The organism is Methanoculleus frigidifontis, assembly GCF_030464345.1.
Classification (GTDB): Archaea; Halobacteriota; Methanomicrobia; order Methanomicrobiales; family Methanoculleaceae; genus Methanoculleus_A; species Methanoculleus_A frigidifontis.
Map to the genome: position 1 here is coordinate 158708 of NZ_VCYH01000006.1, position 23513 is coordinate 182220.

Annotated in this window: 23 protein-coding genes; 10 read left to right on the forward strand and 13 right to left on the reverse strand. The window is 61.3% G+C overall.

Features of this window, described 5'->3' with window-relative positions; translation table 11 throughout:
* Window position 1 precedes the first annotated feature (1 nt).
* From mcrC to FGU65_RS10585, 13 genes are all read right to left on the reverse strand, one after another.
* Complete coding sequence (mcrC, locus tag FGU65_RS10525) at window positions 2–625, reverse strand: methyl-coenzyme M reductase I operon protein C (RefSeq protein ID WP_301664420.1); 624 nt, start codon at window positions 623–625, stop codon at window positions 2–4.
* A complete protein-coding gene (mcrD, locus tag FGU65_RS10530) occupies window positions 625–1098 on the reverse strand; it encodes a methyl-coenzyme M reductase operon protein D (RefSeq protein WP_301664421.1) in 474 nt (157 codons plus the stop codon). The genes mcrC and mcrD overlap by 1 nt, the downstream gene beginning before the upstream one ends.
* A gap of 18 nt (window positions 1099–1116) precedes the next feature.
* A complete protein-coding gene (gene mcrB, locus FGU65_RS10535) occupies window positions 1117–2421 on the reverse strand; it encodes a coenzyme-B sulfoethylthiotransferase subunit beta (RefSeq protein ID WP_301664423.1) in 1305 nt (434 codons plus the stop codon).
* A 342-nt stretch (window positions 2422–2763) separates the two neighbouring features.
* Window positions 2764–3564: a formylmethanofuran dehydrogenase subunit C gene (locus FGU65_RS10540; RefSeq protein WP_301664424.1), complete on the reverse strand. Its 801-nt coding sequence runs from the start codon at window positions 3562–3564 to the stop codon at window positions 2764–2766.
* A 12-nt stretch (window positions 3565–3576) separates the two neighbouring features.
* On the reverse strand, window positions 3577–5286 hold the full coding sequence (locus tag FGU65_RS10545; protein ID WP_301664425.1) for a formylmethanofuran dehydrogenase subunit A: 1710 nt from the start codon (window positions 5284–5286) through the stop codon (window positions 3577–3579).
* Between the two features lie 3 nt (window positions 5287–5289).
* A complete protein-coding gene (locus FGU65_RS10550; RefSeq protein WP_301664426.1) occupies window positions 5290–6603 on the reverse strand; it encodes a formylmethanofuran dehydrogenase subunit B in 1314 nt (437 codons plus the stop codon).
* Entirely contained in the window at window positions 6600–7010 is a 411-nt protein-coding gene (locus FGU65_RS10555; protein WP_301664427.1) for a molybdopterin dinucleotide binding domain-containing protein, read from the reverse strand. Before FGU65_RS10555 ends, FGU65_RS10550 begins: the two co-directional genes overlap by 4 nt.
* A 38-nt stretch (window positions 7011–7048) precedes the next feature.
* Complete coding sequence (locus FGU65_RS10560; RefSeq protein WP_301664428.1) at window positions 7049–7474, reverse strand: hydrogenase iron-sulfur subunit; 426 nt, start codon at window positions 7472–7474, stop codon at window positions 7049–7051.
* Window positions 7475–9499: a CoB--CoM heterodisulfide reductase iron-sulfur subunit A family protein gene (locus FGU65_RS10565; RefSeq protein ID WP_301664430.1), complete on the reverse strand. Its 2025-nt coding sequence runs from the start codon at window positions 9497–9499 to the stop codon at window positions 7475–7477.
* 10 nt (window positions 9500–9509) lie between these two features.
* Complete coding sequence (hdrB, locus tag FGU65_RS10570) at window positions 9510–10415, reverse strand: CoB--CoM heterodisulfide reductase subunit B (RefSeq protein WP_301664431.1); 906 nt, start codon at window positions 10413–10415, stop codon at window positions 9510–9512.
* Window positions 10416–10418: 3 nt separating this feature from the next.
* A complete protein-coding gene (hdrC, locus tag FGU65_RS10575) occupies window positions 10419–11000 on the reverse strand; it encodes a CoB--CoM heterodisulfide reductase subunit C (protein ID WP_301664432.1) in 582 nt (193 codons plus the stop codon).
* A 9-nt stretch (window positions 11001–11009) separates the two neighbouring features.
* Window positions 11010–12170: a 4Fe-4S binding protein gene (locus FGU65_RS10580; RefSeq protein WP_301664433.1), complete on the reverse strand. Its 1161-nt coding sequence runs from the start codon at window positions 12168–12170 to the stop codon at window positions 11010–11012.
* Window positions 12171–12185: 15 nt separating this feature from the next.
* On the reverse strand, window positions 12186–12458 hold the full coding sequence (locus tag FGU65_RS10585) for a ferredoxin family protein (RefSeq protein WP_301664434.1): 273 nt from the start codon (window positions 12456–12458) through the stop codon (window positions 12186–12188).
* Window positions 12459–13250: 792 nt separating this feature from the next.
* Between FGU65_RS10585 and fhcD the strand changes: the two genes are divergently transcribed.
* The 10 genes from fhcD to FGU65_RS10635 all read left to right on the forward strand — a co-directional run bounded on the left by fhcD (window position 13251) and on the right by FGU65_RS10635 (window position 23489).
* A complete protein-coding gene (gene fhcD / locus FGU65_RS10590; protein WP_301664435.1) occupies window positions 13251–14156 on the forward strand; it encodes a formylmethanofuran--tetrahydromethanopterin N-formyltransferase in 906 nt (301 codons plus the stop codon).
* Between the two features lie 725 nt (window positions 14157–14881).
* Window positions 14882–15838 carry a tRNA(Ile2) 2-agmatinylcytidine synthetase gene (locus tag FGU65_RS10595; protein WP_301664436.1) on the forward strand — a complete coding sequence of 319 codons (957 nt, stop codon included), beginning with the start codon at window positions 14882–14884 and terminating at the stop codon, window positions 15836–15838.
* A complete protein-coding gene (gene mmp11, locus FGU65_RS10600) occupies window positions 15822–16715 on the forward strand; it encodes a methanogenesis marker protein 11 (protein WP_301664437.1) in 894 nt (297 codons plus the stop codon). Before FGU65_RS10595 ends, mmp11 begins: the two co-directional genes overlap by 17 nt.
* On the forward strand, window positions 16697–17668 hold the full coding sequence (locus FGU65_RS10605; RefSeq protein ID WP_301664438.1) for a radical SAM protein: 972 nt from the start codon (window positions 16697–16699) through the stop codon (window positions 17666–17668). Before mmp11 ends, FGU65_RS10605 begins: the two co-directional genes overlap by 19 nt.
* A complete protein-coding gene (locus FGU65_RS10610; RefSeq protein ID WP_301664439.1) occupies window positions 17665–18936 on the forward strand; it encodes a thiamine pyrophosphate-dependent enzyme in 1272 nt (423 codons plus the stop codon). The genes FGU65_RS10605 and FGU65_RS10610 overlap by 4 nt, the downstream gene beginning before the upstream one ends.
* Window positions 18917–20044 (forward strand): homocitrate synthase family protein, encoded by a 1128-nt coding sequence (locus FGU65_RS10615; RefSeq protein WP_301664440.1) that lies wholly within the window; start codon window positions 18917–18919, stop codon window positions 20042–20044. Before FGU65_RS10610 ends, FGU65_RS10615 begins: the two co-directional genes overlap by 20 nt.
* Window positions 20041–21252, forward strand: coding sequence for a 3-isopropylmalate dehydratase large subunit (locus FGU65_RS10620; RefSeq protein WP_301664441.1), 1212 nt, complete (start codon window positions 20041–20043; stop codon window positions 21250–21252). The genes FGU65_RS10615 and FGU65_RS10620 overlap by 4 nt, the downstream gene beginning before the upstream one ends.
* Window positions 21252–21722 carry a LeuD/DmdB family oxidoreductase small subunit gene (locus tag FGU65_RS10625; protein WP_301664442.1) on the forward strand — a complete coding sequence of 157 codons (471 nt, stop codon included), beginning with the start codon at window positions 21252–21254 and terminating at the stop codon, window positions 21720–21722. The genes FGU65_RS10620 and FGU65_RS10625 overlap by 1 nt, the downstream gene beginning before the upstream one ends.
* Window positions 21719–22540 (forward strand): DUF7714 family protein, encoded by an 822-nt coding sequence (locus tag FGU65_RS10630; protein WP_301664443.1) that lies wholly within the window; start codon window positions 21719–21721, stop codon window positions 22538–22540. Before FGU65_RS10625 ends, FGU65_RS10630 begins: the two co-directional genes overlap by 4 nt.
* A complete protein-coding gene (locus tag FGU65_RS10635) occupies window positions 22518–23489 on the forward strand; it encodes an isocitrate/isopropylmalate dehydrogenase family protein (protein ID WP_301664444.1) in 972 nt (323 codons plus the stop codon). The genes FGU65_RS10630 and FGU65_RS10635 overlap by 23 nt, the downstream gene beginning before the upstream one ends.
* Window positions 23490–23513 lie beyond the last annotated feature (24 nt).

Genomic DNA, 23513 nt, shown 5'->3' on the forward strand with positions numbered 1-23513 from the left:
CTCATGTTGAGTTTTTAATAACCTTCATAACGGCACGAATGACCTCTGCCAGTTTCTCACGCGAAGGGGTCTGTCCGCGCGTCACCCCGCTGACGATCTCCATCACCATACCCTGGGTGGTGACCTTGTCGGGCGGCGGCATGACGTATGCGGTCCTGATGCCTTCTCGTGCCAGGTCCTCGTAGTCGATGGGTGCCTGTGAGACGACGATTGCCTTGATATTTGCATGTTCGAGGATGAAGCGAACCTTCTGCACCACGTGAGAGCGTACGTTCCCGTGATGGAGGATCGCTACTTTATGCTGCTCGATCTGCGCGATCTCTTTCGGAGTAAGCCCGAAATACGCGCCGAGCACGTGGCCCGCAACCGGTGAGTCGGCGGGGACGCCGCTCCCTGCGTTCAGCACCAGGGTGGTGACCGAAAACTCTGCTCCCTCACGGCGGAGGCCGGAGGTGATATCGCAGACCGGTTTGGTTACGTGACGGCGGCCGGGAGACATGCCGATGACGATGACATCGGGGTTTCTGGACTCGGAGATGGTGCCCCGCTGGGCAAGCCCGCCTCCTTTTCCCATCCCCATGCTCTCGCGGCAGTCAACGACCTGGGTTACTCTTCCGATTGGCATTATCTTCCCTGAACAACGGTGAATCTGTCTTTCCGCTTCGGATCGACGAGCCCGAGCACCATAGTGTCGGCGTCGGGACCGTATTTGGCGTAGTCAGACATTGTCGGCTGCGTCTTCATGTAGCGCCCCTGCTGGAACGTATAGGAAAATCCCAGGTCTCCGAAGACCTCGTCGCATGCCTCTTTCATGGCGGAAGCGGGACTTTCATCCTCAAGTTCCAGGAGGATGGTGCCGACCTGTACTCTGAGCTGCAGTTCCTGATCGCCGATATGGATGACCTTCCTGTCCGGATGGGGATTGGGTTTCCCCCGGGCAGGGCCGTAGGGGACGGTGGCGGGAATGGACGGTCCGTTGATGGACATCCGTCGGATCCCGCCGATCTCGACGATCCGGTTCAGGAGGCGCTCCGCTGTATCGGGTTTGAGGAACCGCGCGGAAATGATTCGATACTGAGGGTATGTGGCGTCAGTCATTCTCAATCTCTATGATATTTACACACCGTTGGCGATCTGCTGGATCGGTGCGTTGAACACGTCGACCTGGCCGAAGGTGTCGCCGTAGACCTTGGATGTGCTCTCGGGCGAGAACATCTGGGTTCCTGCGTCGAGCGCAGCTGCAGCGACCACACACGGGATGGCGACACCGGCGGCGTGCCGGGTCACGACGTGGTTTCCGTTGAAGACACCGGGACCGCCGCCACCGTAGATCGAGTGGCTGAAGAACGAGAACCCGACGGCAGTACCCATCACACGGCCGTAGTCACAGCCGGGCAGGCCGGTCTCGTGCTCAAGCAGGTCGTTGAAGTACAGCAGCGTCGAGGAGACTGCCTGGGCGAACCGTCCGGCACCACAGTTGACCATGGTTGCTGCCATGGTTCCGGCTGCAGCGTAGGCGTTCCAGAGCATGGGGTCCTTGGTGTCGTAGAACTGGAAGTAGCCGCCCTTCTTGCCGGGGACGATGACCTTGTCCTCGATGGCCTTCTCGACGACGCTCTGGACGACGGTACCGATGGTTCCGGTCTGGCCGTTCTCCTTGACGAGGTCGTAGACCATGTTGTTGGCGTTTAAGCCCTGGTAGGCGTAGGTCAACAGCTGGGCGCGCTCGAACGGGCCGATTGCGTTGCCCATCTCGAACATTCCCGCCTGCTCGAGCGTGGACGAAAGTGCCGCACCCTGCATTGCGTTCCGCTTGGTCATCATGACCACGTGGTTGACCGGAATGTTCCGGAGAGCATACCCGAGACCCTCGTTGTTCTGGGGGTTGGACAGAACGGACGTGACGTTTGCGCCGACCATGTCCATGGTGTGCGGGTAGCTGCCCCAGACTGCCGCCTTGACCGTCGATGCGTTGAACATGTCGATGCCGAACTGCTCGACGATGGCGTAGGTGGTCGCGGATGCAACCGAGGTCACGGCAGCGTCGTAGGTGGATGCAGCGTCGAGACGAACCTTGGGGACTTCGACGAGGAGCAGTTTGCCGCCGCCGAACTCACGGATGTTGGTGTCGTCGCCGTCTTCAACCTGCACCATCTCCTTGATCTTGGCAACGATTGCGTCCTTGTTGCCGGCGATGTCAAGGTCGAGCTCACGGCCGAGGATGTTGCCCTTGGCGATCTTGCCGGTCTTGAGTCCGGCCTCGATGCCGCCGAGGTTGACCGCAATCGTCCTCTTCGTGAGGTCGATGAGCTTCCTGGTTGCCGGGTTGACCAGCGGGCTGATCTTTTCGAGTGATACACCACTCTTCAGCAGCTTGCCTGCATCGTCGTACAGGTCAATTGTTTCTGAGTATTTTGCCATATTTTTCCTCCATTTACCCTCTTTTAATACATACGGTCTGTAACTGAATACTGAACGCTAAAAGTCATTCTGATGATGGATGGAAGTCACTACTGCACGTCCTCATGGGGACAAAAGGTAATAACTCTCTCCGCGCATATAAGCATTGCTATTTATATGTGCCGGGGAATATATAAAATTCTGAAAATAATAAATCGTCCCGTTTTTCGGCGTAAACGCCCAATATATTATTTTTTTTATACTTTCTCTGGAGTGTGATGAACGGTATGAAAAAGTAGCACTATTTTATATTTCTGGTGCATGTGCATTATAAACCCCGGCGGGTGGAAAAAAAATGAGTGATTAATATTTCTGGTAGAGCTTGCCGTAAATGACCTCGCCCTTTCGTTTGCGGTGCCGCTCGCCGATATCACCCTCGTAGAGGGCGAACCTGGCCGAGATGCCGTCGACCTCGAGGTCGACGTCCTTGCGGTAGATGAACCCGGGCATCATGACCTCGATATCACCGAAGACGATGATCTCGCCCTCGACCATCTGGCCGCCGACCCTGCTCTTTGCATTGCCCTTGACGACGATCTTGCCGCCCTCGGCATGGGTGGCCACGTGGACGTCGACGTCGCCGCCGATGACGATCTCGCCGCCGTTCATGAAGGTGCCGATATCGCTGCCGGCGTTGCCCTTGACGGTGATCTTTCCGCCCTGCATGCCACGCCAGTCGCCGCGGTAGGCGGCGCCGAGGTAGTTGCCTGCGTCGCCGTCGATGACGATCTCGCCGCCCTTCATACCGGTGCCGGCAAAGGCATCGACATTGCCCTTGACGGTGATCTTTCCGCCCTGCATCCAGGCGCCGACATACATGTCGGGGTTTCCGTTGACGACGATCTCGCCGCCGGTCATCTTCATGCCGATGTACTTAACCTTCGAGACGTCGCCGTTGACGATGATCCTGGTCTCGGTCGCGGTGGCACCGCCCTTGCCGGAGATCTCGAAGTGGTCGCCGAGCGTCGTCTGCGTGTTGCCCTCGTATGCGTGCAGAGCAGCGATATTTTCGGCGCTCTTGCCTGCAAAGGCATCGGGGCTGATGTTGTCAGCCTCGAGGTAGAGTGAGGGCTGGTTTTTTATGGTGAGTGTAACAGTCTCCATTGTCTTTGCACCTCACTGTGTTGCATCTACCTCGATGACGTACGGGTTCGGCACGTAGTGGTGGCCTGCAACCTCGTAGTTGTTCTGCGTGACGGTGTAGTAGCGGAGGAACTTCTCTTTCACATCGCGCATGACCTGGGGGTTTTCGTTGACTCTGGCGTTCACCCAGAGGGTGCGCTTGTTGCCGTTGCTGACGATCTCGCCCTCGTTGATGATCTGCATGCCCGTCTTGAAGAGATGGCGTGCATTGCCGAAGGCCTTCTCGATATCGTCGGGCGCGTGCTCCTGCTCGGGGTTGAAGTCGTAGACTGCGACGTCCGCCTCGAGCCCGGGCTTCAGGCTGCCGTACATGTGTCCGAGACCGAGCGCCTTGGCGGTTCCTGCACGGGTCATCTGGGCGATCTCGTAGAGCGAGAGTTCGCGGTCGATGCCCATGAGGTGCGTGGCGTCGATGACCTTCTCACTGTGCTTGAAGCCGTTCAGCATCTCCTCACGCGACTGCTGGCTCATCAGCCACTTTATGACACGCGGGTAGCGGATGAACGGTCCGGCGTTCGGATGATCGGTCGTGATGAAGACGCGCATCGGGTCCTTTGCGAGGAGTCCGAGCTCGAGACCGATAGCCCACTGGATGGCGCAGACCTTGATCGTGGGGCTGTAGACGTACGGAACGACACCGGATCCGGTCTCGAGCTCCACATCGGTGTTCGCCCACTTGAGATGGTTGAGCTCGGTCAGGTGGTGCTCGAACGGCCCGTCCGCGGTCATCGTCGTCGTCTCGTCCAGGGTGACCTGGCCGATGTCGATGGTGATGTTGTCGTGGCTGTTCACGTAGTCCATGATCTCGGGCGACTTGGACTCGAAGTTGCCCCAGTTGTCGCCGCCGTAGGAGTGGAACTGGACGTGCGTGTGGTGCATCACCTGGTCGCGGCCCCACCCGCCGCGGGGCTTGATCCCCTCGGAGAGCTTGAAGGTGTCCAGGGTGGTCGTGTAGTTGCCCGGATTTCCGAGGTTGTTTGCGTGAACGTGCATCGAGTGCGGCAGGCCGAGGTACTCATTCGCCTCGATCAGGCCCTTCACGATCTGTGCAGGGGTGATGTCGAAGAAGGGCACCGGGTCGTGAATGTTCTCGCAGTTCAGACCCCAGCCCCATGCCTCGGTGCCGCCGGGGTTGACGACCTTGACGGCGTATCCCTTGGTTGCCCGGAGCAGCCAGGCGATGTAGGATGCCGTGTTCTCGATCTCGTTGTTCTTCAGGTACTCGAGCACGAACCAGTTGTTCCCGAAGACCGGGAAGGCTGCCTGATCGATGATCGGGGTGTCCCGGATCTCCTCGTGGGTGTGGCGTGCATAGAGCGGCGGCATGGCCGCTTCCATGACAGTCGTGTAGCCCATCCGAGCGTAGTCGTAGCCGGTCTTGAAGGTGGTCGGAACCGAGAATCCGCCCTGCATCCGCTCGACACCCCTGCGCGGGGTGCAGTTGAAGAGCTTGTCTTCGGGCCGGAAGTTTCTGCCGGTGTTGACCTTCGGGCCGGCCACGTGGGCGTGGATGTCGACGGCTCCGGCCATGACGGTCATGCCGGTAGCGTCGATCGTCTTCGGGTTTGCGAGCTGTGTCGTCTCGACGAACTTGCCGTCTTTGATGGCGACGTCCGTCTTGTCCCCGTTGATGCCGAGAACCGGATCGAAGACGAAACCATTCTTGATGATATACTCTGCCATCGTTCACTCCCCCTTGATCTCTTTGATCCGTACGAGAACCTTCTCGAGGAACTCCTCATCGGTCATCATGCCTTCGGGGGCCTCGACGACCTTGCGGGTCTCGATCGGAACGTTATCCATACGATACGCACAGCCGCCGATCTCGACGCCGACGAAGGCGACCGGGACGTGCAACTTGCAGACTGCCGTGGTGGGCGTCTGGTGCGGGTCGATGCAGACCGACGGCAGCTCCGAGATCTTCTTCACCGAGCTGAACGGGAAGTGTGCACCCGGGTCGCTGCCGAGGACGAAGACGGAGTCTACCTCGCCCCTGCGCAAGAGGTCGTTCGATGTCGTCTCGCCGGGGTTGTAGCGTGCAAACCCGCGGGAGAGATCGACCGCGAAGGGGAAGCCGAACTGCCAGCCCCAGACCGCGCCGGAGCCGGTCACGTTGTAGTGGCCGCGCATCGGCATGATGGCAGCTTTCGTGTACTCGTTTAAGTCACGGGTGACCGCGATTGCTTCATCGATGTTGTGGTTCTTCCCGAGTGACTGGGTGACACCCATACCGAAGAAGATGATCACAAAGCGGCCGCTCTTGAGAACTTCGGCGGCCTCGTAGATCTGCTCCTTCGGGATACCTGCCACGACATCGGGCAGCGGAAGGCCTTTGAAGGCGACACGGAGCGCGTCGAGGAGCTCGTAATCGCGCCCCTGCTCGATCTGCAGGTGGACATCGGCGACGTTCGCCGTGTCGGTCTTCCGCGGGTCGATGACGATTACCTTCCGACCCTTGTGGCCCTTCCCGGTGAAGAATCCGCGGGGGAAGATCGAGTAGCGGGACATGTGCCGCGGGTGGGCGTGGGCCGGGTTGCAGCCCCAGAAGACAACGCGGTCGGCACGGTTCTTGACCTCACCGAGCGTGCAGTGCGGGATACCGATATCCTGCACGGCGATCAGGCTGGTGCCGTGGCAGACGGTTGCGGTGTTGTCCATGACAGCACCGGTGATCTCGCCGATCTCGGAACCGACGCCCTGTGCTTCGCAGTTCGTGGAACTCCACCCGTACATGAGTGGTTTTGTCGACGAAGCGAGCATCTGTGCGGTGTACTCGATTGCCTCGTCGTAGGTGACGTCCTTCCAGGAGCCGTCTTCCTGCTGCAGGCGCGGCCGGGTCAGCCGGTCCTCTGCCTGGGAGTGGAGGAACTTCTCGGCGCCGATGGCGCAGGCGTTGTAAACTTCGAGAAGCTGCTTGCCGTCGTCGCTGACGACAACCTCAAGGTCGTCGCAGAGCGTTCCGCAGAAGGGGCAGACGACATCGGTAACAGTCTTTGTCATACTACTTCACCCCTGCATGCTTTCCGCACGAGATCGAGCGAGTCCAGAACCTGTCCGTTCTTTGCAATCTCGACCTCGACGGGCGTGCCCTTGAAGGTCGGCATACCGGTTGAATAGGTGTTCGGGTTGATCACCATGTTGGCCCACGGGCCCATGGGGATATAGGCAACCCCCGGGTGCGGCCCCTGGGTTGCCTCGACTGCCTTGACGATAACACTGCCGTACTCGCTGGTGACGCGGACGTTGGTGTTCCGGTACGTACCCAGCCGCTTGAATTCGGCAGGGTCAAGTTCGATGATACCGCAGGCAGCGGTATAGGCGGGTTTTTCTTTCCCGCCTTCCATCGAGACGCCCTGCTGAATCGAACGACCCGTGATCAGATTTACTTTGATTGCCAATTTTTTCATCCCCTGTTTAATATATTGGTGAGATTATATTGATATATTTACTTGGCAAACTCTTTGATCGGGCTCGGGCCGAGGTCTTTAACCGTCTTGATGACGTCCGTCATGACCGTTCCCCACTTTGCACCCTCGGATGCGGAGACGAAGGTCATGCGGAGACGCTTGTCGTCAATACCGAGGTTCTTGAGCACGCTCTTTAAGAGGAACATCCTCTTGGCGCACTTGTAGTTGCCCTCGAGATAGTGGCAGTCACCGAAGTGACACCCGGAGACGAGAACCCCGTCTGCTCCATCCTGGAATGCCTTCAGGATGAAGAGGGGGTCAACACGTCCGGTGCACATGACACGGATGGCGCGGACATCGGGCGGGTACTGAATACGGGCGCCGCCGGCAAGGTCTGCCCCTGCGTACGAACACCAGTTGCAGATGATTGCGATGATCTTCGGTTTCCAGTTCTCTTCTGCCATTTACTGTTCACCTCCAAGGAGGAATGCATCAATCTGTGCAACGATCTGCGGGGTCGCGAAGTGCTGCATCCAGATTGCGCCGCCGGGGCAGAATCCGCCGCAGGTACCGCAGCCCTTACACTTTGCTTCCGTGACCTGCATGACCGTCCTGCCGTCCTTCTCGACGAGTGCGAGTGCGGAGTAGGGGCACTGGGGTACGCAGAGACCACAGCCTGCACACTTCTCCTCAATACACTGGGCGAAGTAGGGCTCAAGCTCGACCTCTCCCTTGTGGATCGGGATGGATGCTGCGGACGCGGCACCTTCGGCCTGTGCGACCGTGTCGGGAATGTCCTTTGGTCCCTGGCAGACACCTGCGAGGTAGACACCGGCAGTCGTGGTTCCGCACGGGTTCAGCTTCGGGTGCGCCTCAAGGAGCCAGCCGTCCTGCGAGCAGGAAACACCGAAGAGTCTCCGGGTCTTCTCAGTCTCGGCGGTGGGCTGGATGGCTGCGGCGAGCACGACCATGTCGACCTCGAGGTCAACCGGCCGCCCGAGGAGCGTGTCCTCAGCGTGGACGTAGAGGTTCTTGGTCTCGGGGTCTTCGGTGATGTTTGCGACCCTGCCGCGGATGAACTTCGCGCCCTCGTCCTGGATACGGTAGTAGAACTCCTCGTACATCTTGCCGAAGGACCTGATGTCCATGTAGAAGATATACGGGATTGCGCCGGGCATCTTCTCGATGATCTGGTGGGCGTGCTTCAGGGAGTACATACAGCAGAACCGCGAGCAGTACGGCTTGCCGATGCCGGTGGTGTCACGCGACCCTGCACAGAGCACGAAGGCGACCTTCTTCGGCTTATCGCCGTCGCTCGGCCGGATCAGCTTGCCGCCGGTCGGGCCGGACGCACAGATCAGCCGCTCGAACTCGAGGGACGTGATGACGTTGTCGAAGTTCTTGTACCCCCACTCGAACTTCTTCTCGATGGGGAAGATCTCGTACCCGGTTGCAAGGACGACGGTTCCGACCTTGACGGTCATGAGCTCGTCTTCCATCTCGAGGTCGATTGCCTTCTTATCGCCGCATGCCTCAACACAGAGGCCGCACTTGACACAGGAGTCGAAGTCGACGGTGTAGATCAGGGGGACGACCTGCGGGTGGTAGACGTAGATTGCCTTCCTCGGAGCCATGCCGAGCTCGAAGGGGTTCGGCTTGATGACGGGGCAGACTGCGACACAGTCACCGCAGCCGGTACATCCGCCGCCGACGATGCCCTTTGCCTCGGCCTCGTCGGGGGTGATGACACCGCGGGCCTTCTTTCTGAGGGTGACGTCGAAGTTGCCGATGTATCCGGCCACTTCCTCGACCTCGGTGTAGGTGAGGAGCTCGATGTTCTCGTTCCTGAAGACGTCCACCATCTTCGGGGTCAGGATACACTGCGAGCAGTCCAGCGTCGGGAACGTCTTGTCGAGCTGGGACATCCGTCCGCCGATCGTCGGGGTCTTCTCGACGAGGTAGGTCTTGATGCCTGCGTCGGCAAGGTCGAGTGCTGCCTGCATGCCGCCGACACCACCGCCGACGACCATGGCCGTCTTCTCGACGGGCACGCTCTTCGGGTAGAGGTCCTCGAGCTTGGAGGCCTTTGCGACGGCAATCCTGACGGCGTCCTTTGCCTTCTCCGTTGCCTCTTCGGGCTGGTGCATGTGCACCCAGGAGTTCTGCTCACGGATGTTTGCCATCTCGAACCGGAAGGGGTTTAAGCCGCCCGCCTTGGTTGCATTTCTGAAGGTGGGTTCGTGGAGACGCGGGGAACACGCCGCAACGACGATGCCGGTCAGGTTGTGCTCTTTGATGGCGTCGGCGATCTTTCCCTGTCCGGGTGTCGAGCACATGTACTGGTACTCATCGGAGACGGCAACATTCGGGAGCGTCTTGGCGTAATCCATGACGTCCTGAATGTTGACGGAACCTGCAATATTGGTGCCGCAGTGGCACACAAAAACGCCAATTCTCGGCTGTTCTTCCTTCTTGTTTACTTCTGCCATGTTTTGCACCTCACAGGATCTTCTTCAGGAACGGCTCAACGTCGACAGCGTGGAGGTCGAGAGCAAGTTCGTCCGGGTTCATGCCCTGTGCCAATCCGAGGAGCTCGTTGTAGTGCAGTACCGGGAGGCCGTATGTGCTGCCGAACTTCTCCTGGATCTCAATCTGGCCTCTGTCATACTGGAGCTGGCAGAACGGACAGACCTCGGTCAGTGCGTCGGCACCGACTTCCTGCAGGTTGATCATCTTCTCGTTCGTGATATCGAGCGCATGGGCAAGGTCGTATCCACGGACACCGCCGCCTGCACCGCAGCACTGCATCTTGTTGCGGTACTGGACGGGCTCGGCGCCGAGTGCAGCGACCAGTTCCTCGATCCACATCGGGTTTTCGGTGTTGCCGAAGTGCCGCTCCTTCTTGGGCTTCATCAGGTGGCAGCCGTAGTGGACGGCAATCTTCGCACCGGTGAGGGGGCGCGTGACGCTGTCGGCGAGCTTCTTGATACCGACGATCTCGGGGTCGTAGTAGAGCTCGGCAAGGTGCCAGACATCGACGGTTCCCTTGAACTCCATGTCGATCTCCTTGAGCACCTCGTTGACGCCGTCACGGAGCTCGTCGTTGTGTTTCAGTTTGTGGTTGACCTCGTAGATTGACTTGTAGCAGCCGTTGCAGATCAGGGCGATGTCCATATTCATCTGCTCGGCGAGGACGACGTTCCGGGCTGCCATCGCATACCAGATGTTCAGGTCGATAGAACCGAACGCACCGGGGGCAGGGCAGCAGCTCGCTCCCTTCAGGGGTAAGAGCTCGATCCCGACTTTTTTGCTGGTCTTGATGGCCGCCGCCTCGATGCCAGGGTACCGGTTCGGGGCAATGCATCCCAGGAAAAATGCATATTGACGCATGTTGTTTCCGCTCATTCTTTACTCACCCTGTGCCACTAATCTGTCTGCTTTCGCTTTCAGCTCGTAGTGATCGATGATCTTCTGGATGCCGGGGATGTACTCGGGGTACTTGTGCGTGGTCTCAGGCTCTGCCTCAAGGCCGAGTTTCACGCGGGCTGCCCGGTTGACGTCGTTATTGGGGACGCCATGTCCGGACTTATAGATGAGCTGGACGGTCTGGAGGAAGTTGCGCGGAACGATGTCGCGCTTGGCTGCCAGATTCCTCATTGCCATGATGACATCCGTTGGTGCGATGTCGCGGGGGCAGCGGTCCGTGCAGCTGTAGCAGGTAGTGCAGAGCCAGAGGTCCGGGTCGGTGAGCGCTTCCTCTTCGAGCCCGAGGACGGCCTTGCGCATAAACAGCCGGATCCGGTAGGAACTCCGGGGTGCCGACGGGCACGAACCGGTGCAGGTACCGCACTGGTAGCACATGTGGGCGATCGTCTGCCCGATCTTCTCGACTTCCTTGAGGAAATCAGGGTTGCTGTCGGTCGCGTAGTACTTCCGATCCTTCAGTTTCTCTTCCAGTTTTGGGTCTTGGTAATTCTTCGATCTTGCCATGACTATCCCTCACGCTTCTTCCAGAACTTTGACCTCGCCCTCACCGGATACGGTCTCTTTGACCTTCGACGTCCTCGGTGTGAGGAGTTTCTCCTTGATGCGCTTGAAGAGATCGGTCTCCTTGCCTTTCATGCGGACACCGGTGCGCCGCAGGACGATGACATCTTCACCGGGGCAGGCGTTGACGCATGCACCGCAGAGGATACAGTAGTCCTTGTTGACGGCGATGTTCGGCTCGATCTGGCCCTTCATCTCCTTTGCGGGGGAGGGGCTGGGCAGATAGATTGCATTGCAGGGGCAGACTTCCACGCAGGTGGAGCAGCCGCCGGGGCACTTCTCGGGGTGGAACTCGATGTCGCCCTCGAAGATCTTCTCGACCGTGATCGCTTCTTCAGGGCAGGACTCGACACACCAGGTGCAGGTGCAGCAGGTGTCCTGGGCGATATCGACCTTGCCGGGGAGCTTGTCGCTGACGACCTCGCGCTCGACGGTGATGCAGTCCTCGGGGCAGGCTTCGACACAGATGCCGCAGGCGTCGCACTGCGCCTCGTCCCACACGACCTCACCCTCGATCTTGCCGCTCTCGGCACTGACGGGCTTGCGTTTTACGTCGATAGCGGGGCAGAGCTCACCGCAGATGCCGCAGATATTGCATTTCTCGGTATCGACGTTGAATGTGGTCTTGGTCTCAAGAGCCGCCTGACGGGGTTTGCCTTCCTCGGAGGCACCCTCAAATGCGGGCACATCGCGGACGATGGCGTCTCTCGGACAGACTTCCTCACAGGTAGTACACCTGCTGCACTTCTCTTCGTCGATCGCAGTGACCATGTCGTACTGGGGGAACCCTTCCTGTTCGAGGATCGGAAGCCGCTCCTCGTCATCGATCTTCAGGGTCATCGCGTTGAACGGACACATGATCACGCAGACACCACAGTACGAACACTTCTCAGCGTCGACATCGACGGGTGCTGCATATTCAACCGCACCGCGCCGTGCTGCGCCGACGGGTCCGAGCGCGATGGCCTCCTCAGGACACGCATCGACACAGATGCCGCATCCCGTGCATGTCTCGGAGTTCAGGACAAGGTTGTTGACGCTTTTGAGGAGCCGCTGCTCCATAATAACGTTCTGACCTTCCTGTTTCTTCGAGTATTTCGGAAACATTGTCATAATCTAGAATCACTCCTACACTACCGCTTTCCGGGTCTTAGCTCTCGTTTCCCAGGGTCCAACAAGCTTGATAACGTCGTAGGGGCAGGCCTGGACACACACGCCGCAACCGGCGCAGAGCTCGGAATTGAAGTCAAGAACAATGGCTTTGCCATCCTTCACCCGGTAAATCTTCTCTTTGGTCACCGGGTCTTCAGTGTAGAGCTCAAGGGCGTCAACAGGGCATGCCACCACGCAGTTGTTGCAGCCTGTACATCGTTCCATATTGATGTGCAATGCAAATGCCATGGTATCACGCACCAGATCTGATCGATTAAAAATCGATATAAAAAAAGTTGTCAAGTGGTATACATAAACCTTCTGTATTTTAGCAGTTTTTAAATCCGATGACGCAATGAAATATTCATTGCAATCTGTTAAATAGTTTACTTAATTAACTAAAACAACTTATTCTCGAGTCTGTCGGTCTATGCGTTCCCGGGACGTAACAGGAAGGTTTATATTCGGAAAGTATGAACGTTCGCCCCGTATCCCCTGAATTAGAGATTCCTTCCGGATGGTACGTCCGTTGCAGTATCCTGCAGACTATTTTGCAGATCTATATCCTCTGCAGCCCGGAATGTCAGATGCGCTCTGTTATTCAATCTTTTTCCCGGATTTAGGTCTGTTCGGGTACTATTTCCGGAGCGAATGCAGATGTGAGATCGGCGGCCTGCCGGTCCGGCCGGCCGGTGTGTGCATATGCATCTCTCGTCCAGCTGATGCGGATGCGGCATCCGTCTTCCCGCCATCGCTGCGTTTTTATCCATGCATACGGGTGCACGAGAGCGAAGATGCGACCGCACCTGCTCGTGGCAGCCGGTGTGCCGGCGAGGGCATCTCGCACTGCAGGTATTTCGGGAGGCGGGGTGTTCCGCCTGTCGGTAGCGATCTGCCGGTACGCTGCGACCGGAAGGCCGGGACGGCTCCTGCAGGCGGGGACTTTCGCCTCCGGCATCCCAGCGACTCCCGGTTGGAGATGAAAAAGAAACCTTCTTTTACCAACATCATGACATTGTAGAAACGAGGTGAATACCGTTTATGGAACTGAATGGCGTACCAATTGACGATACGTATGCAGAGGCCTTCCCGACCTGGGTATCGCGTGTCATCATCACTGCGGTCACCGAGGAGTGGGCATACAAGGCAGCCGTTGAGGCGACCGGCTTTGCCACCTCCGCAATCGGCTGCCCTGCCGAGGCAGGGATCGACTGCTTTGTCTCGCCCGACGAGACTCCCGACGGCAGACCCGGCTATGCAATCCTCATCTGTGCTACCAAGAAGAAACTGAAAGAGCAGCTCGTCGAGCGTATCGGTGAGTGTATCCTCACCGCCCCGACGACGGCGGTCTTCGACGGCCTCTCCGATGTCGTAGCGGAGGTCACGGAGAAGATCCCGGTCAAGCTCCACTTCTTCGGTGACAAATACGAGGAGCAGCGCGAGGTCGGCGGCAGGACCGTCTGGGCAATCCCGATCATGGGCGGCGAGTACATCGGTGAGGAGGAGTTCGGCGCCGTGAAGGGTGTTGCCGGCGGCAATCTCTTCGTCATGGGCGAAACCCAGATGTCCGCTCTCATCGGAGCCCAGGCAGCGGTCGACGCAATCAGCGGCGTCTGCGGTGTCATTACCCCGTTCCCCGGCGGTATCGTGTCGAGCGGCTCGAAGGTCGGCAGCAAGTACAAGTTCATGGTTGCCAGCACCAACGAGGCCTACTGCCCCACCCTGAAGGACAAGGTTGAGGGGAGCAAGGTGCCCGAGGGTGTCAACGCCCTCTACGAGATCGTCATCGACGGTGTCGACGAGGACGCAGTCAAGATGGCCATGGCCGAGGGCATCAAGGCTGCAAGCAAGGTTCCCGGCGTCACGTTCATCAGTGCCGGCAACTTCGGCGGCAACCTCGGCCCGTTCAAGTTCGATCTCAAGGACGTCCTTGCGGACGAACTCTAAACACCTTTTTTGTTCCGGTGAATCACGCCTGCACCGTGAGTGCGGACGTTCGCACCTTTGCCCGGATGCGTTGCGGCGCCCCGGACGCTGACCGTGGGAAGCACCATCACGAGGGCAGGCTCTGGGGAATGGGCTCGACTCCCCGGCATGGCTGCCTTCCCTGATCCCGAAAACCCGATCCGAACGTCTGCAGGTGGAGGGGGAAGTAAGGCAGGATGGATTCTGCCGATGAAACGCACGCAATTTCTCCAAATGCCTTCCTTAAACGTTTAAATGTCCGAAATGTTGTGAAATATACTCCGGAATTATAATCCGCACAGATGCCTTCAGACGGACGATCTCGGGGTGAGCCGGGTGAGACATCCTCCTGAACATTATTCTCCCTCATATAGCCGTCATGGGTCTGTGATTCTGCCTTCGTTCGCTCATCCGGCCGCCATTCTTCTTCGGAATTATTCCGGAGAAATCTGCGGTCAAAAACCTCCGCGAATATCGGAAAAGAGCGGTGATACGGCCTTTGTTCAAGCCGGCGAAGGGGTGGTTTCTCCTTCCTCGATACGGCCGCCACTCCCGCTCCGGGATATCCCGGACAGGTGCTGCGGGGAATGACCGATACAACCCGCGAAGGATTGCCAGAGCCGTTTTTCTGCTCGTTTCGGCGTGGATCGATCTGCTTATATATCTTTGTCAACGATAAACCTGTTAACGAGATTTTCGGTGATATCGTGATCATACTTACTCCGGACGATGTCAGGAAACGCTACGGACAGCTCTTTGCACAGAAATTTCTGGTCATGGTCGACGAAAAGGCTGGCCTTGCAGAGATCCGCGAGCAGTGCCGGGCACGGGGGACGATCGAGTGGGACGCAGCAAACCGCCTGCGGGCGAAGGGAGCCCTCCGTTCGGCCTGTGTTGAGGGCACCACCATGACGATGCTCGCCTCTCTCGGCACGTCGCCGGCGCAGTTCGGTGCCGCCGACCGCGAGATCGGCGGTCAGGCCCTGGAGGGCGTGGAGGTGCAGGGCGATGAGGTGGTGACCATCTGGTCAGGGATTGCCGGGGCGGGTGTCGGTGTTGCCGCCTGCCTTCCGCAGGCGCCCGGCGTGATCCGCGCCGAGTATCCGAGCGAAGAGGACCTGAAGATCGGCGGTGCCCGCAAAAACCGTGTCCGGATCGTCTCACCGCGCTATGAGAAGATCACCATCGGCATCGACGACACCGACACCAAGGAAGAAGGTGCCACCTGGGTGCTCGCCCTGCAGTGTGCTGAAGCCTGCTCCATCCCTGGTGTGGAGCACCTGAATATGCGGCTCGTGCAGCTCAACCCCGCCGTGCCGAAGAAGACGACGAACTGCGTCGGCTCGGCGCTGAACTTCGCCGTGCGGCCCGGCAGGGTCGACGAGCTGCTCGCCTACGTGCGTGACTTTATAGAATCCCGTGCAGTCAGTGACGACACCGGTATTGCGGTCTACCGGGGGCTTGCCTTTGCCGACGAGTCGGAGTACCTCCGGAGGGTGAAGACCGACATCCTCACCGTCCCCGAGGCCGAGGCAGAGGCAGAGCGATTGGGTATCGAGTACATCGACTCGACCGGGAGAAAAGGGCGCATCGGTGCTCTGGGTGCAGTGCTCTGGGCAAACCGGGGTCTCGAAGCGGCAGGTCTCTATGGAGAAGATCTCTGATCCCTATACGATCCGGTATCCCCAGATCGTCGCGGTCGCTGATGGCGAGGGGAGACGCGTCGAACTCGTAGAGTTCTTCGAGTGCATCGGCGGAGCGATGTGGGTGAAGCGCCACTATGCACAGAGCCCGCTCGTCGAATCCGTCCGGACGATCGGGGCGACGAACCGCTACGTCCTCGCGACCGGCGCTGCTGATCTTGCCCTTGAAGGCTCCCGGTTTCCGGCCGGCATCGCCGGTGTCGACGTGACTGCGGACGAGATCGCGATCACCTACCGCGGGCTCGGCGGCGGCGGTGTCGGTGCGTCCATCTGCCGTGCCTCTGCTCCCGGCGTCCTCCGCTACCGGAGCGATCCTGCCGGCGGCGGAAAGCTTGCCGGTTCCACGATCTGGCTGCCGCGGCGGGAGCGGGTGATCATCGGCGTCGACGACACGGACACCCCCGAGGAGGGAGCGACCTGGACGCTGGCACATAATATTGCTCAGGCGGTCCAGGACGACCGCTCCCGGTATCTCTCCCACACCATCGTCCAGCTCTACCCCGTTCCCTACCGGACCAAAAACTGCGTCGCCATCGCCTGCGAGTTCGCCTCCGCCGATCCGGAAGGCCTTGTCCGGCGGTATCGGGAGTATCTTGAGGAGTACACCCTCTCGGAGAAGACCGGGATGGCCGTCTACCGGGGCTTTGACCCCGCCCCGCTCGAACCGTTCGGCCGGAAGGTAAAGTCCGGCGAGGTTGCGCATGCTGATCTGGCGGCACTGGACGACCCGCGGCTCTCCATCGTCCTGGACGGCCGGGGGGTCATCGGGGCGGTGGCGGCAATACCTTTTGCGACCAGATACGATGAGGCACTCGGGTTATGGACTGGAGACGACTGAAGGCAGCCCTGCTCGAGCAGGGATCGGTGCGGCTGGCAGGCGAGGACGCGGACGCATATATCTCCCGGTCCGCCGCCGGCCCCTCCGCAGGCTCAGCGGGTTCGGTCTTCTTTGCCGTCGGGAACCGCCGGGTACGGCTCGGCATCGATCCGGCGAGCCCGGTGACGCTGGTGCATGACGGCGGCGGGGTCGCGACCCTCGCCCTCGGCGGCGAACGTGTTTGGGGGCGGCTTGAACAGGCGGCGCTCCACTGCCCCCGCCAGGCATACATCACCGTGACCGGAGCGTGCATCTTCGGGTGCCGCTACTGCCCGGTGCCGTCCCTTGCCGGAAGGCGAAAATCGGTCGGGGAGATCGCCCGCCTTGTCGAGAGCGTGAAAGGCCGCATCGATGCCGTCTCGATCACCTCCGGCGTTGCATCGACCGTCGAAGAGGAGGAAGAGTATGTACTTGAGGTTGTCAGGGCGCTCCGACAGTTTGACCTGCCGATCGGCGTCGCCATCTACCCGACGCCGGATTCCCCCCGCCGCCTTCACGACCTCGGCGTCGTCGAGGTAAAATTCAATCTCGAGACGGCGACACCTGCGCTCTTTGCGGAGATCTGTCCGGGTCTCGACCGCGATGCGGTCTGGGAGGCGCTCCGGCAGTCGGTCGCGCTCTTCGGGCGCGGCAGGGTCTTCTCCAACGTCATCGTCGGCCTCGGCGAGACTGACGAGGAGATCGGGCAGTGCATCGACGAACTCGCCTGGATCGGCGTCATCCCGGTCATCAGGCCTCTCTCGCCGGCGGCTGATCTCGCAGATCTACCGCGCCCTTCGGCGGAGCGGCTTCTTGGCATCTTCGATCTGCACAAGCAGGCCCTGCAGCGTGCCGGCCTGCACCCGGAGGAGGCGCTGACCATGTGTTCGGCCTGCACTGCATGCGACCTGGTGCCGGGGAGGGATTCGCCATGAGGGGAGTTCTTGCACTTGCCGCGGCGCTCCGGCGGTCTGCCGACCGTTTCTACACCGTCCCGGGCTACCCGGTCTCGGACCTCGCCTCGCTCCTTGACGCGGAGATTGTGATCAACGAGAAGACGGCGCTCGAGTACGCCCTCGGCGACTCGCTCTCCGGGCGCCGGGCCTGTGTCATCGTCAAGCACGTCGGGATGAACGCCTGCGCCGACCCGCTGGTCAACGCTACCACCCAGGGGCTCTGCTCCGGCGTGGTGATCGTTGCGGGGGACGACGTCGATGCGGTTGCGTCGCAGAACGCACAGGACTCCCGGTACTACGGCGAGATCGCCCAGATCCCGGTGCTCGAGCCGGATGCCGGAACCTGCCCTGCGGCGGTGGAGGAGGCTTTCCGGGCATCCGAGGCGTTCTCCCGCGCGGCTCTACTCAGGATCACGCCCGCGCTTCTTGAGGGGGAGATCCCCTGGACAGAATCGGTGCGCAAAGACGCCTCCGGGCAGCTCGCAGACCCGGGACTGACCCTTCCCGGGAAGGCGGTCGCCGCCGGGCAGCGCACGGCCGCAGTCTTTGCCTGGTCACGCGGATCGCCGCTGAACCGGATCGGGGGCGGGACGGTCGGCGCCGGTGCTGCTCCCGGACAGTCACGTGCCGTCACCGTCTACCCGCCGCCTGCAGACCCGGCGCTTCTTGCCGATACGCACGAGTACGGCCGGCCGTTTCTGCGGGAGCACCGCTGGTGTGAACCGCCTGCGACCGGAGGGGTTCCGGAGCGGATGGAGATGCGGGGCTACCACCGTACATTCTGCCGCGACTGCCCGTTTCACCCGGTCTTTGCGATCCTGAAGGAGCGGGGCTTTCGGGTGATCTGCGATGCGGGCTGCTCGCTGCTCGCAATGAACCCGCCGTACGGCATCGGGGCGGCGAGTTACGGCCTCGGCTCCTCCATCGGCGTCGCTGCGACGAGCACCCGGCTAGCACTCACGGGCGACTACGCCCTGCTCCATTCCGGCATGAATGCCCTCATTGATGTCTATGAGAAGCGGACGCCGCTCCTCTGTATCGTATTGAAGAACAACCGCATGGGGATGACCGGCGGTCACCCCGCGTATGATAGTATGACGTACCTCACCTGGGCGAAGCCGATCGTCTGCCGTGCAGATGACGAGGCGGCGCTCCGTGAGGCTCTGCATGTGCCCGACGAGCCCCGAACCGTGGTGATCGAGGGCGCCTGCCCGGAGGATGGACGACATGAAACCGTGGCATATTGAGATTTGTGACGTTACGCTGCGAGACGGGGAGCAGACTCCCGGTGTATCGTTCAGCTGTGAAGAGAAGATGACGATTGCCGGGCGTCTCGACGCCATCGGCGTCGATGTGATCGAAGCGGGTTTTCCGGTTGTCTCCCCGGCCGAGAAGGACTGCGTCACGTCGATCGCCCGGAGCGGGCTCTCCGCTCGGGTCTGCTGTCTTGCCCGGGCGCTGCAGGGCGACGTCGATACCGCCCTTGACTGCGACGTCGATATGGTCAGCATCTTCATCGCGACCTCGCCGCTCCATGTCAGGCTCAAGTACCGCAAACCCCGGGAGCAGGTGCTCGACAATGCCCTGAAGATGGTGGAGTACGCCTCCGATCATGGTGTCGAGGTCCGTTTCGCGGCCGAAGACGCCTCCCGCACCGATATAGCGTTTCTCGTGGAGATGTATACGCGGGGCGCCGAGCACGGCGCCAGCCTCGTGAGTTTCGCCGACACGGTTGGATATTTAACGCCCCTCGAGATGCAGAGCGCCGTTGCAGAGATCGTCCGGGCGGTCGACCACCCCCTCTGCGTGCACTGCCACAACGATCTCGGGTTTGCATCGGCGAACACCATCACGGCAGCGGCGGCGGGGGCGTATCAACTGCACACCACCGTCAACGGCATCGGCGAGCGTGCCGGGAATGCTGCGCTCGAAGAGGTGCTGGTCGCTCTCCGCCTGAAAGGCGGCATCGATCGCTACGACCTCACCCCCCTCTGCGACCTCTCCCGGTATGTGGCCGATGTCTCGGGCGTCTTCCCGGCGAAGACGAAGGCGATCGTCGGCGAGCATGCCTTCGCCCATGAGAGCGGAATCCACATCGCGGCGATCCTCGAAGATCCGCTGACCTACGAGTATATCCCGCCGGAGATGGTGGGGGGCGAGCGGCGGTTCATCCTCGGCAAGCATACCGGGAGGCGCGCCGTCGAGCACGTGGCACAGGCGTACGGCTATACGCTCGCTGACGGCCAGGTCCAGTGGGTGCTGGAGCAGATCAAGATGCGCAGCGAAGGGAAATGCAGCATCACCCCGGACGTGCTCTGCGCTATCCTGAAGGCGGCGAAGGAAGATGCGAAATGAGCACCCTCTGCGAGCAGATCCTTGGGGCTCCTGCCGGTGAATACGTCGACCGGCCGGTCGATCTCGCCTTCGCCCACGACGGAACCGGCGTCCTCACCCGCGAGACCCTCCGGGAGATGGGCGTCGATACCATCCCGCACCCCGAGCGGGTGCGCCTGATCTTCGACCACATCGTCCCCGCCAACACCTCGATTACGGCAGACCTGCAGAAGGAGCTGCGCGAGTACGCCTGCTCCTCCGGGATTGCGCTCTCCGACGTCGGCGGCGGTATCTGCCACCAGGTCATGAGCGAGGGCGTCGTCCGGCCGGGGCAGATCGTGGTGGGCGCCGATTCCCATACCTGCACGCTCGGTGCGTTCGGGGCGTTTGCTACCGGTGTCGGGGCGACCGATATGGCCGCGATCTGGGCGTCGGGGTCGACCTGGTTCCGGGTTCCGGAGACCGTCCGGGTGACGCTGGCCGGACGATTGGACGGGGCTGCAGAGCCGAAGGACGTGGCGCTCGCCTACGTCGGAAAGCTCGGGATGGACGGTGCGTCGTACCGCGCCCTCGAATTCCTGGGTGACGGTGCGGCGGGCATATCCATGGCGGGACGGCTCACGCTCTGCAACATGGCGGTGGAGACCGGGGCGAAGACCGGGATGTTCTATGCCGACGACGTCACGCTGCAGTACCTGGCCGGGTACGGTGTCGCGGCGGAACGGCAGGAGCCGGAGGAGTGCTGCGCCGCGGCCTCGGTCGCGATCGACCTTGACGCCGTCGCCCCGCTGGTGGCGGTGCCGCACCGGGTGGATACCGTCCGTCCGGTCGCCGAGGTTGCGGGCACGCCGCTCGATCAGGTCTTCGTCGGGACGTGCACGAACGGCAGGTTCGAGGACCTGCAGCGGTTCGCCCGTATCGTCCGCGGGCGACAGGTGGCGGTGAGGACGATCGTCGTGCCCGCTTCCCGCAGCGTGCTCCGGCAGGCGGCCGCCACCGGCGTCCTTGCGGATATCGTGGAGGCCGGGTGTATGATCGCGGCCCCCGGCTGCGGGCCCTGCCTCGGCGCACATTCCGGTGTTCTCGGCGAGGGGGAGGTCTGCCTCTCGACCGCGAACCGGAACTTCAAGAACCGGATGGGTGTCGGCGGCGAGATCTACCTCTCCTCGGTCGCCACCGCCGCTGCAAGCGCTCTTACGGGCACCATCACCGAGCCGGAGGGGGCATAATGCACGGTGCCGGACACGCGGTCTGCCTCGGCAGCGATATTGATACCGACATCATCATCGCCGGCCGCTACCTCAGAACGAAAAACCGCTCCGTCTGGGCGGAGCACATCTTCGAGGACCTCGATCCCGCACTTGCTCCCCGCCTTGCCGGTGCGGTCATTCTGGCCGGCAAGAACATGGGGTGCGGGTCGTCCCGCGAGCAGGCGGTCATCGCCCTCAAAGAGGCGGGTGTGGCCGGGATCGTCGCCCCGTCCTTCGCCCGCATCTTCTTTCGGAACGCCATCAACGTCGGCCTCCCCGTCATCGAGGCGGAGGTGCCCTGCCGGGAGGGCGCTTCCGTCCGCTTCGACCTCGATGCAGGATGGGTCGAGGTGGACGGCGACCGCTTCCCGGTCCGTCCCCTCTCACCGCGGATGATCGAGATCCTCCGGGCCGGCGGCCTTGTGGATCACTGGAGGTCGCAGCGGTGATCGTTCCGGAGCACTGCAAGGTGGTCGGCTACGACACCGGCTGCCGGCCCTGCGGCGAGCGCGTCTACTTTCTCACGAAGTACATCATCCGGGAGACGCCGGAAGGATACGAGGTGCTGGAGGTCACGCCCGATCCGGCCGGGGAAGGGCTGATGCGGCGGGTGACCGGCGCGGCCGTTCTCGCGGCAGGGGACGAGGTCTGCCGCTACCCGGAGAAGGTGCAGCTCCACGACCGGGCGGGGCTTGTGGCGAAGGCTCTCGAGACCGGGCGGCGGTGCACCATCTTCACCGGTTACGACGAGCATACCACATTCGTGCTCGACCCCGAGATCTCCGGGTTTCTCCGGGTTCACGTCTACGATATCGCCCCGCCCCGCCCGCATCTCTCCGCCACGCTCCGGGAGCTCGAAGCGTGCGGGCTCTTCGGAGATCTCGCCGTGGTCTTCGACCACCACGTCCGGGATATCAGCAGGCTTGCTGCCGACATCTATCCCTGCAGGGCGGCGGGGTTCGAGCGCACACTCGACGCCGATCCCGTACGGGCGGGTGACCGGGTGGCCGGGTGCCTGACCGGCTCGCAGCTGGTGCGCGAGTGCTACGGGGAGGAGTTTGCAATCGAGAATACCTGCCCCCTCGCTGCCGTGGAGCACGAGCCCTTCATTGCCCGCTGCTGCCGGAGCGAACGCGAGGGTGTCGGGCTGTACGACGGCAGGTTCGGGGCCGTGGTGCACTGGGGGGCATCGCCGGCGGCGATCGCCGGGGCGGTGACCGAGGTTGCCAGGAGGTGGAGGAGCGATGGTGCGGATAGCGGTTGTTGAGGGCGACGGCATCGGGCACGAGGTCATTCCCGTTGCGCGCAGCGTTCTCGGTGCGGTACGGCCGGATTTTGAGTTTTTTGACGTCGAGGTCGGCTACGGGCGATGGGAGCGTACCGGCAGCGCCTGTGATTCGGGGACGATCGCCGATCTCCGGTCGGCCGACGCCATCCTCTTCGGGGCGGTGACGACGCCGCCCGACCCCGGGTACCGGAGCGTAGTCCTGCAGATCCGCCACGACCTCGACCTCTATGCAAATATCCGGCCCGTCCGCGGCGAGGGATTCAATATCGTCATCGTGCGGGAGAACACCGAGGGGCTCTATTCGGGGATCGAGTGGCGGGAGTCTGACCGTGCCTGCACGCTGCGGGTGATCTCGGAGAAGGGAAGCCGGCGGATTGCCCGGTGCGCCTGCACGCTCGCCCGGCAGCGCCGGCACCTGACGATCGGCAACAAGGCGAACGTCCTGAAATCGGATGTACTCTTTGTCGACATCTGCCGCCAGGAGGCCGAACGGGCGGGCGTCCCGTACGAAACCCGGTATATCGATGCCCTCTGCCTGGACATTCTGATGCACCCGGACCGCTACGACGTCATCGTCACCACGAATATCTTCGGCGATATTCTCTCCGATACGGCAGGGTATCTGGCCGGAGGTCTCGGGATGCTCCCAAGCGCCAACATCGGTGACCGGTACGCGTTCTTCGAGCCCGTTCACGGGAGTGCGCCCGATATCGCAGGGCAGAACATCGCCAATCCCATCGCGGCGATACGGAGCGGGGTGATGCTGCTCAGGCACTTCGACGATACCGGGAATGCGGCGGCGGTCGAAGAGGCGGTGGGAAAGACGCTTGCGAAGGGGATCCGGACACCCGACCTCGGCGGCACGACCGGGACACGGGAGTTTGGGGAGGCCGTGCTCCGCGAACTTTCGCACGGCACAAAGACGTAAGCCTTCGCCGGTGCATATCTACGG

What these genes read in the sequence shown, in the direction of transcription:
- mcrC (WP_301664420.1), bottom strand. Translation starts at nt 625, where the DNA reads ATGCCAATCGGAAGAGTAACCCAGGTCGTTGACTGCCGCGAGAGCATG.
- mcrD (WP_301664421.1), bottom strand. Translation starts at nt 1,098, where the DNA reads ATGACTGACGCCACATACCCTCAGTATCGAATCATTTCCGCGCGGTTC.
- mcrB (WP_301664423.1), bottom strand. Translation starts at nt 2,421, where the DNA reads ATGGCAAAATACTCAGAAACAATTGACCTGTACGACGATGCAGGCAAG.
- FGU65_RS10540 (WP_301664424.1), bottom strand. Translation starts at nt 3,564, where the DNA reads ATGGAGACTGTTACACTCACCATAAAAAACCAGCCCTCACTCTACCTC.
- FGU65_RS10545 (WP_301664425.1), bottom strand. Translation starts at nt 5,286, where the DNA reads ATGGCAGAGTATATCATCAAGAATGGTTTCGTCTTCGATCCGGTTCTC.
- FGU65_RS10550 (WP_301664426.1), bottom strand. Translation starts at nt 6,603, where the DNA reads ATGACAAAGACTGTTACCGATGTCGTCTGCCCCTTCTGCGGAACGCTC.
- FGU65_RS10555 (WP_301664427.1), bottom strand. Translation starts at nt 7,010, where the DNA reads ATGAAAAAATTGGCAATCAAAGTAAATCTGATCACGGGTCGTTCGATT.
- FGU65_RS10560 (WP_301664428.1), bottom strand. Translation starts at nt 7,474, where the DNA reads ATGGCAGAAGAGAACTGGAAACCGAAGATCATCGCAATCATCTGCAAC.
- FGU65_RS10565 (WP_301664430.1), bottom strand. Translation starts at nt 9,499, where the DNA reads ATGGCAGAAGTAAACAAGAAGGAAGAACAGCCGAGAATTGGCGTTTTT.
- hdrB (WP_301664431.1), bottom strand. Translation starts at nt 10,415, where the DNA reads ATGAGCGGAAACAACATGCGTCAATATGCATTTTTCCTGGGATGCATT.
- hdrC (WP_301664432.1), bottom strand. Translation starts at nt 11,000, where the DNA reads ATGGCAAGATCGAAGAATTACCAAGACCCAAAACTGGAAGAGAAACTG.
- FGU65_RS10580 (WP_301664433.1), bottom strand. Translation starts at nt 12,170, where the DNA reads ATGACAATGTTTCCGAAATACTCGAAGAAACAGGAAGGTCAGAACGTT.
- FGU65_RS10585 (WP_301664434.1), bottom strand. Translation starts at nt 12,458, where the DNA reads ATGGCATTTGCATTGCACATCAATATGGAACGATGTACAGGCTGCAAC.
- fhcD (WP_301664435.1), top strand. Translation starts at nt 13,251, where the DNA reads ATGGAACTGAATGGCGTACCAATTGACGATACGTATGCAGAGGCCTTC.
- mmp11 (WP_301664437.1), top strand. Translation starts at nt 15,822, where the DNA reads ATGGAGAAGATCTCTGATCCCTATACGATCCGGTATCCCCAGATCGTC.
- FGU65_RS10605 (WP_301664438.1), top strand. Translation starts at nt 16,697, where the DNA reads ATGGACTGGAGACGACTGAAGGCAGCCCTGCTCGAGCAGGGATCGGTG.
- FGU65_RS10610 (WP_301664439.1), top strand. Translation starts at nt 17,665, where the DNA reads ATGAGGGGAGTTCTTGCACTTGCCGCGGCGCTCCGGCGGTCTGCCGAC.
- FGU65_RS10615 (WP_301664440.1), top strand. Translation starts at nt 18,917, where the DNA reads ATGAAACCGTGGCATATTGAGATTTGTGACGTTACGCTGCGAGACGGG.
- FGU65_RS10620 (WP_301664441.1), top strand. Translation starts at nt 20,041, where the DNA reads ATGAGCACCCTCTGCGAGCAGATCCTTGGGGCTCCTGCCGGTGAATAC.
- FGU65_RS10625 (WP_301664442.1), top strand. Translation starts at nt 21,252, where the DNA reads ATGCACGGTGCCGGACACGCGGTCTGCCTCGGCAGCGATATTGATACC.
- FGU65_RS10635 (WP_301664444.1), top strand. Translation starts at nt 22,518, where the DNA reads ATGGTGCGGATAGCGGTTGTTGAGGGCGACGGCATCGGGCACGAGGTC.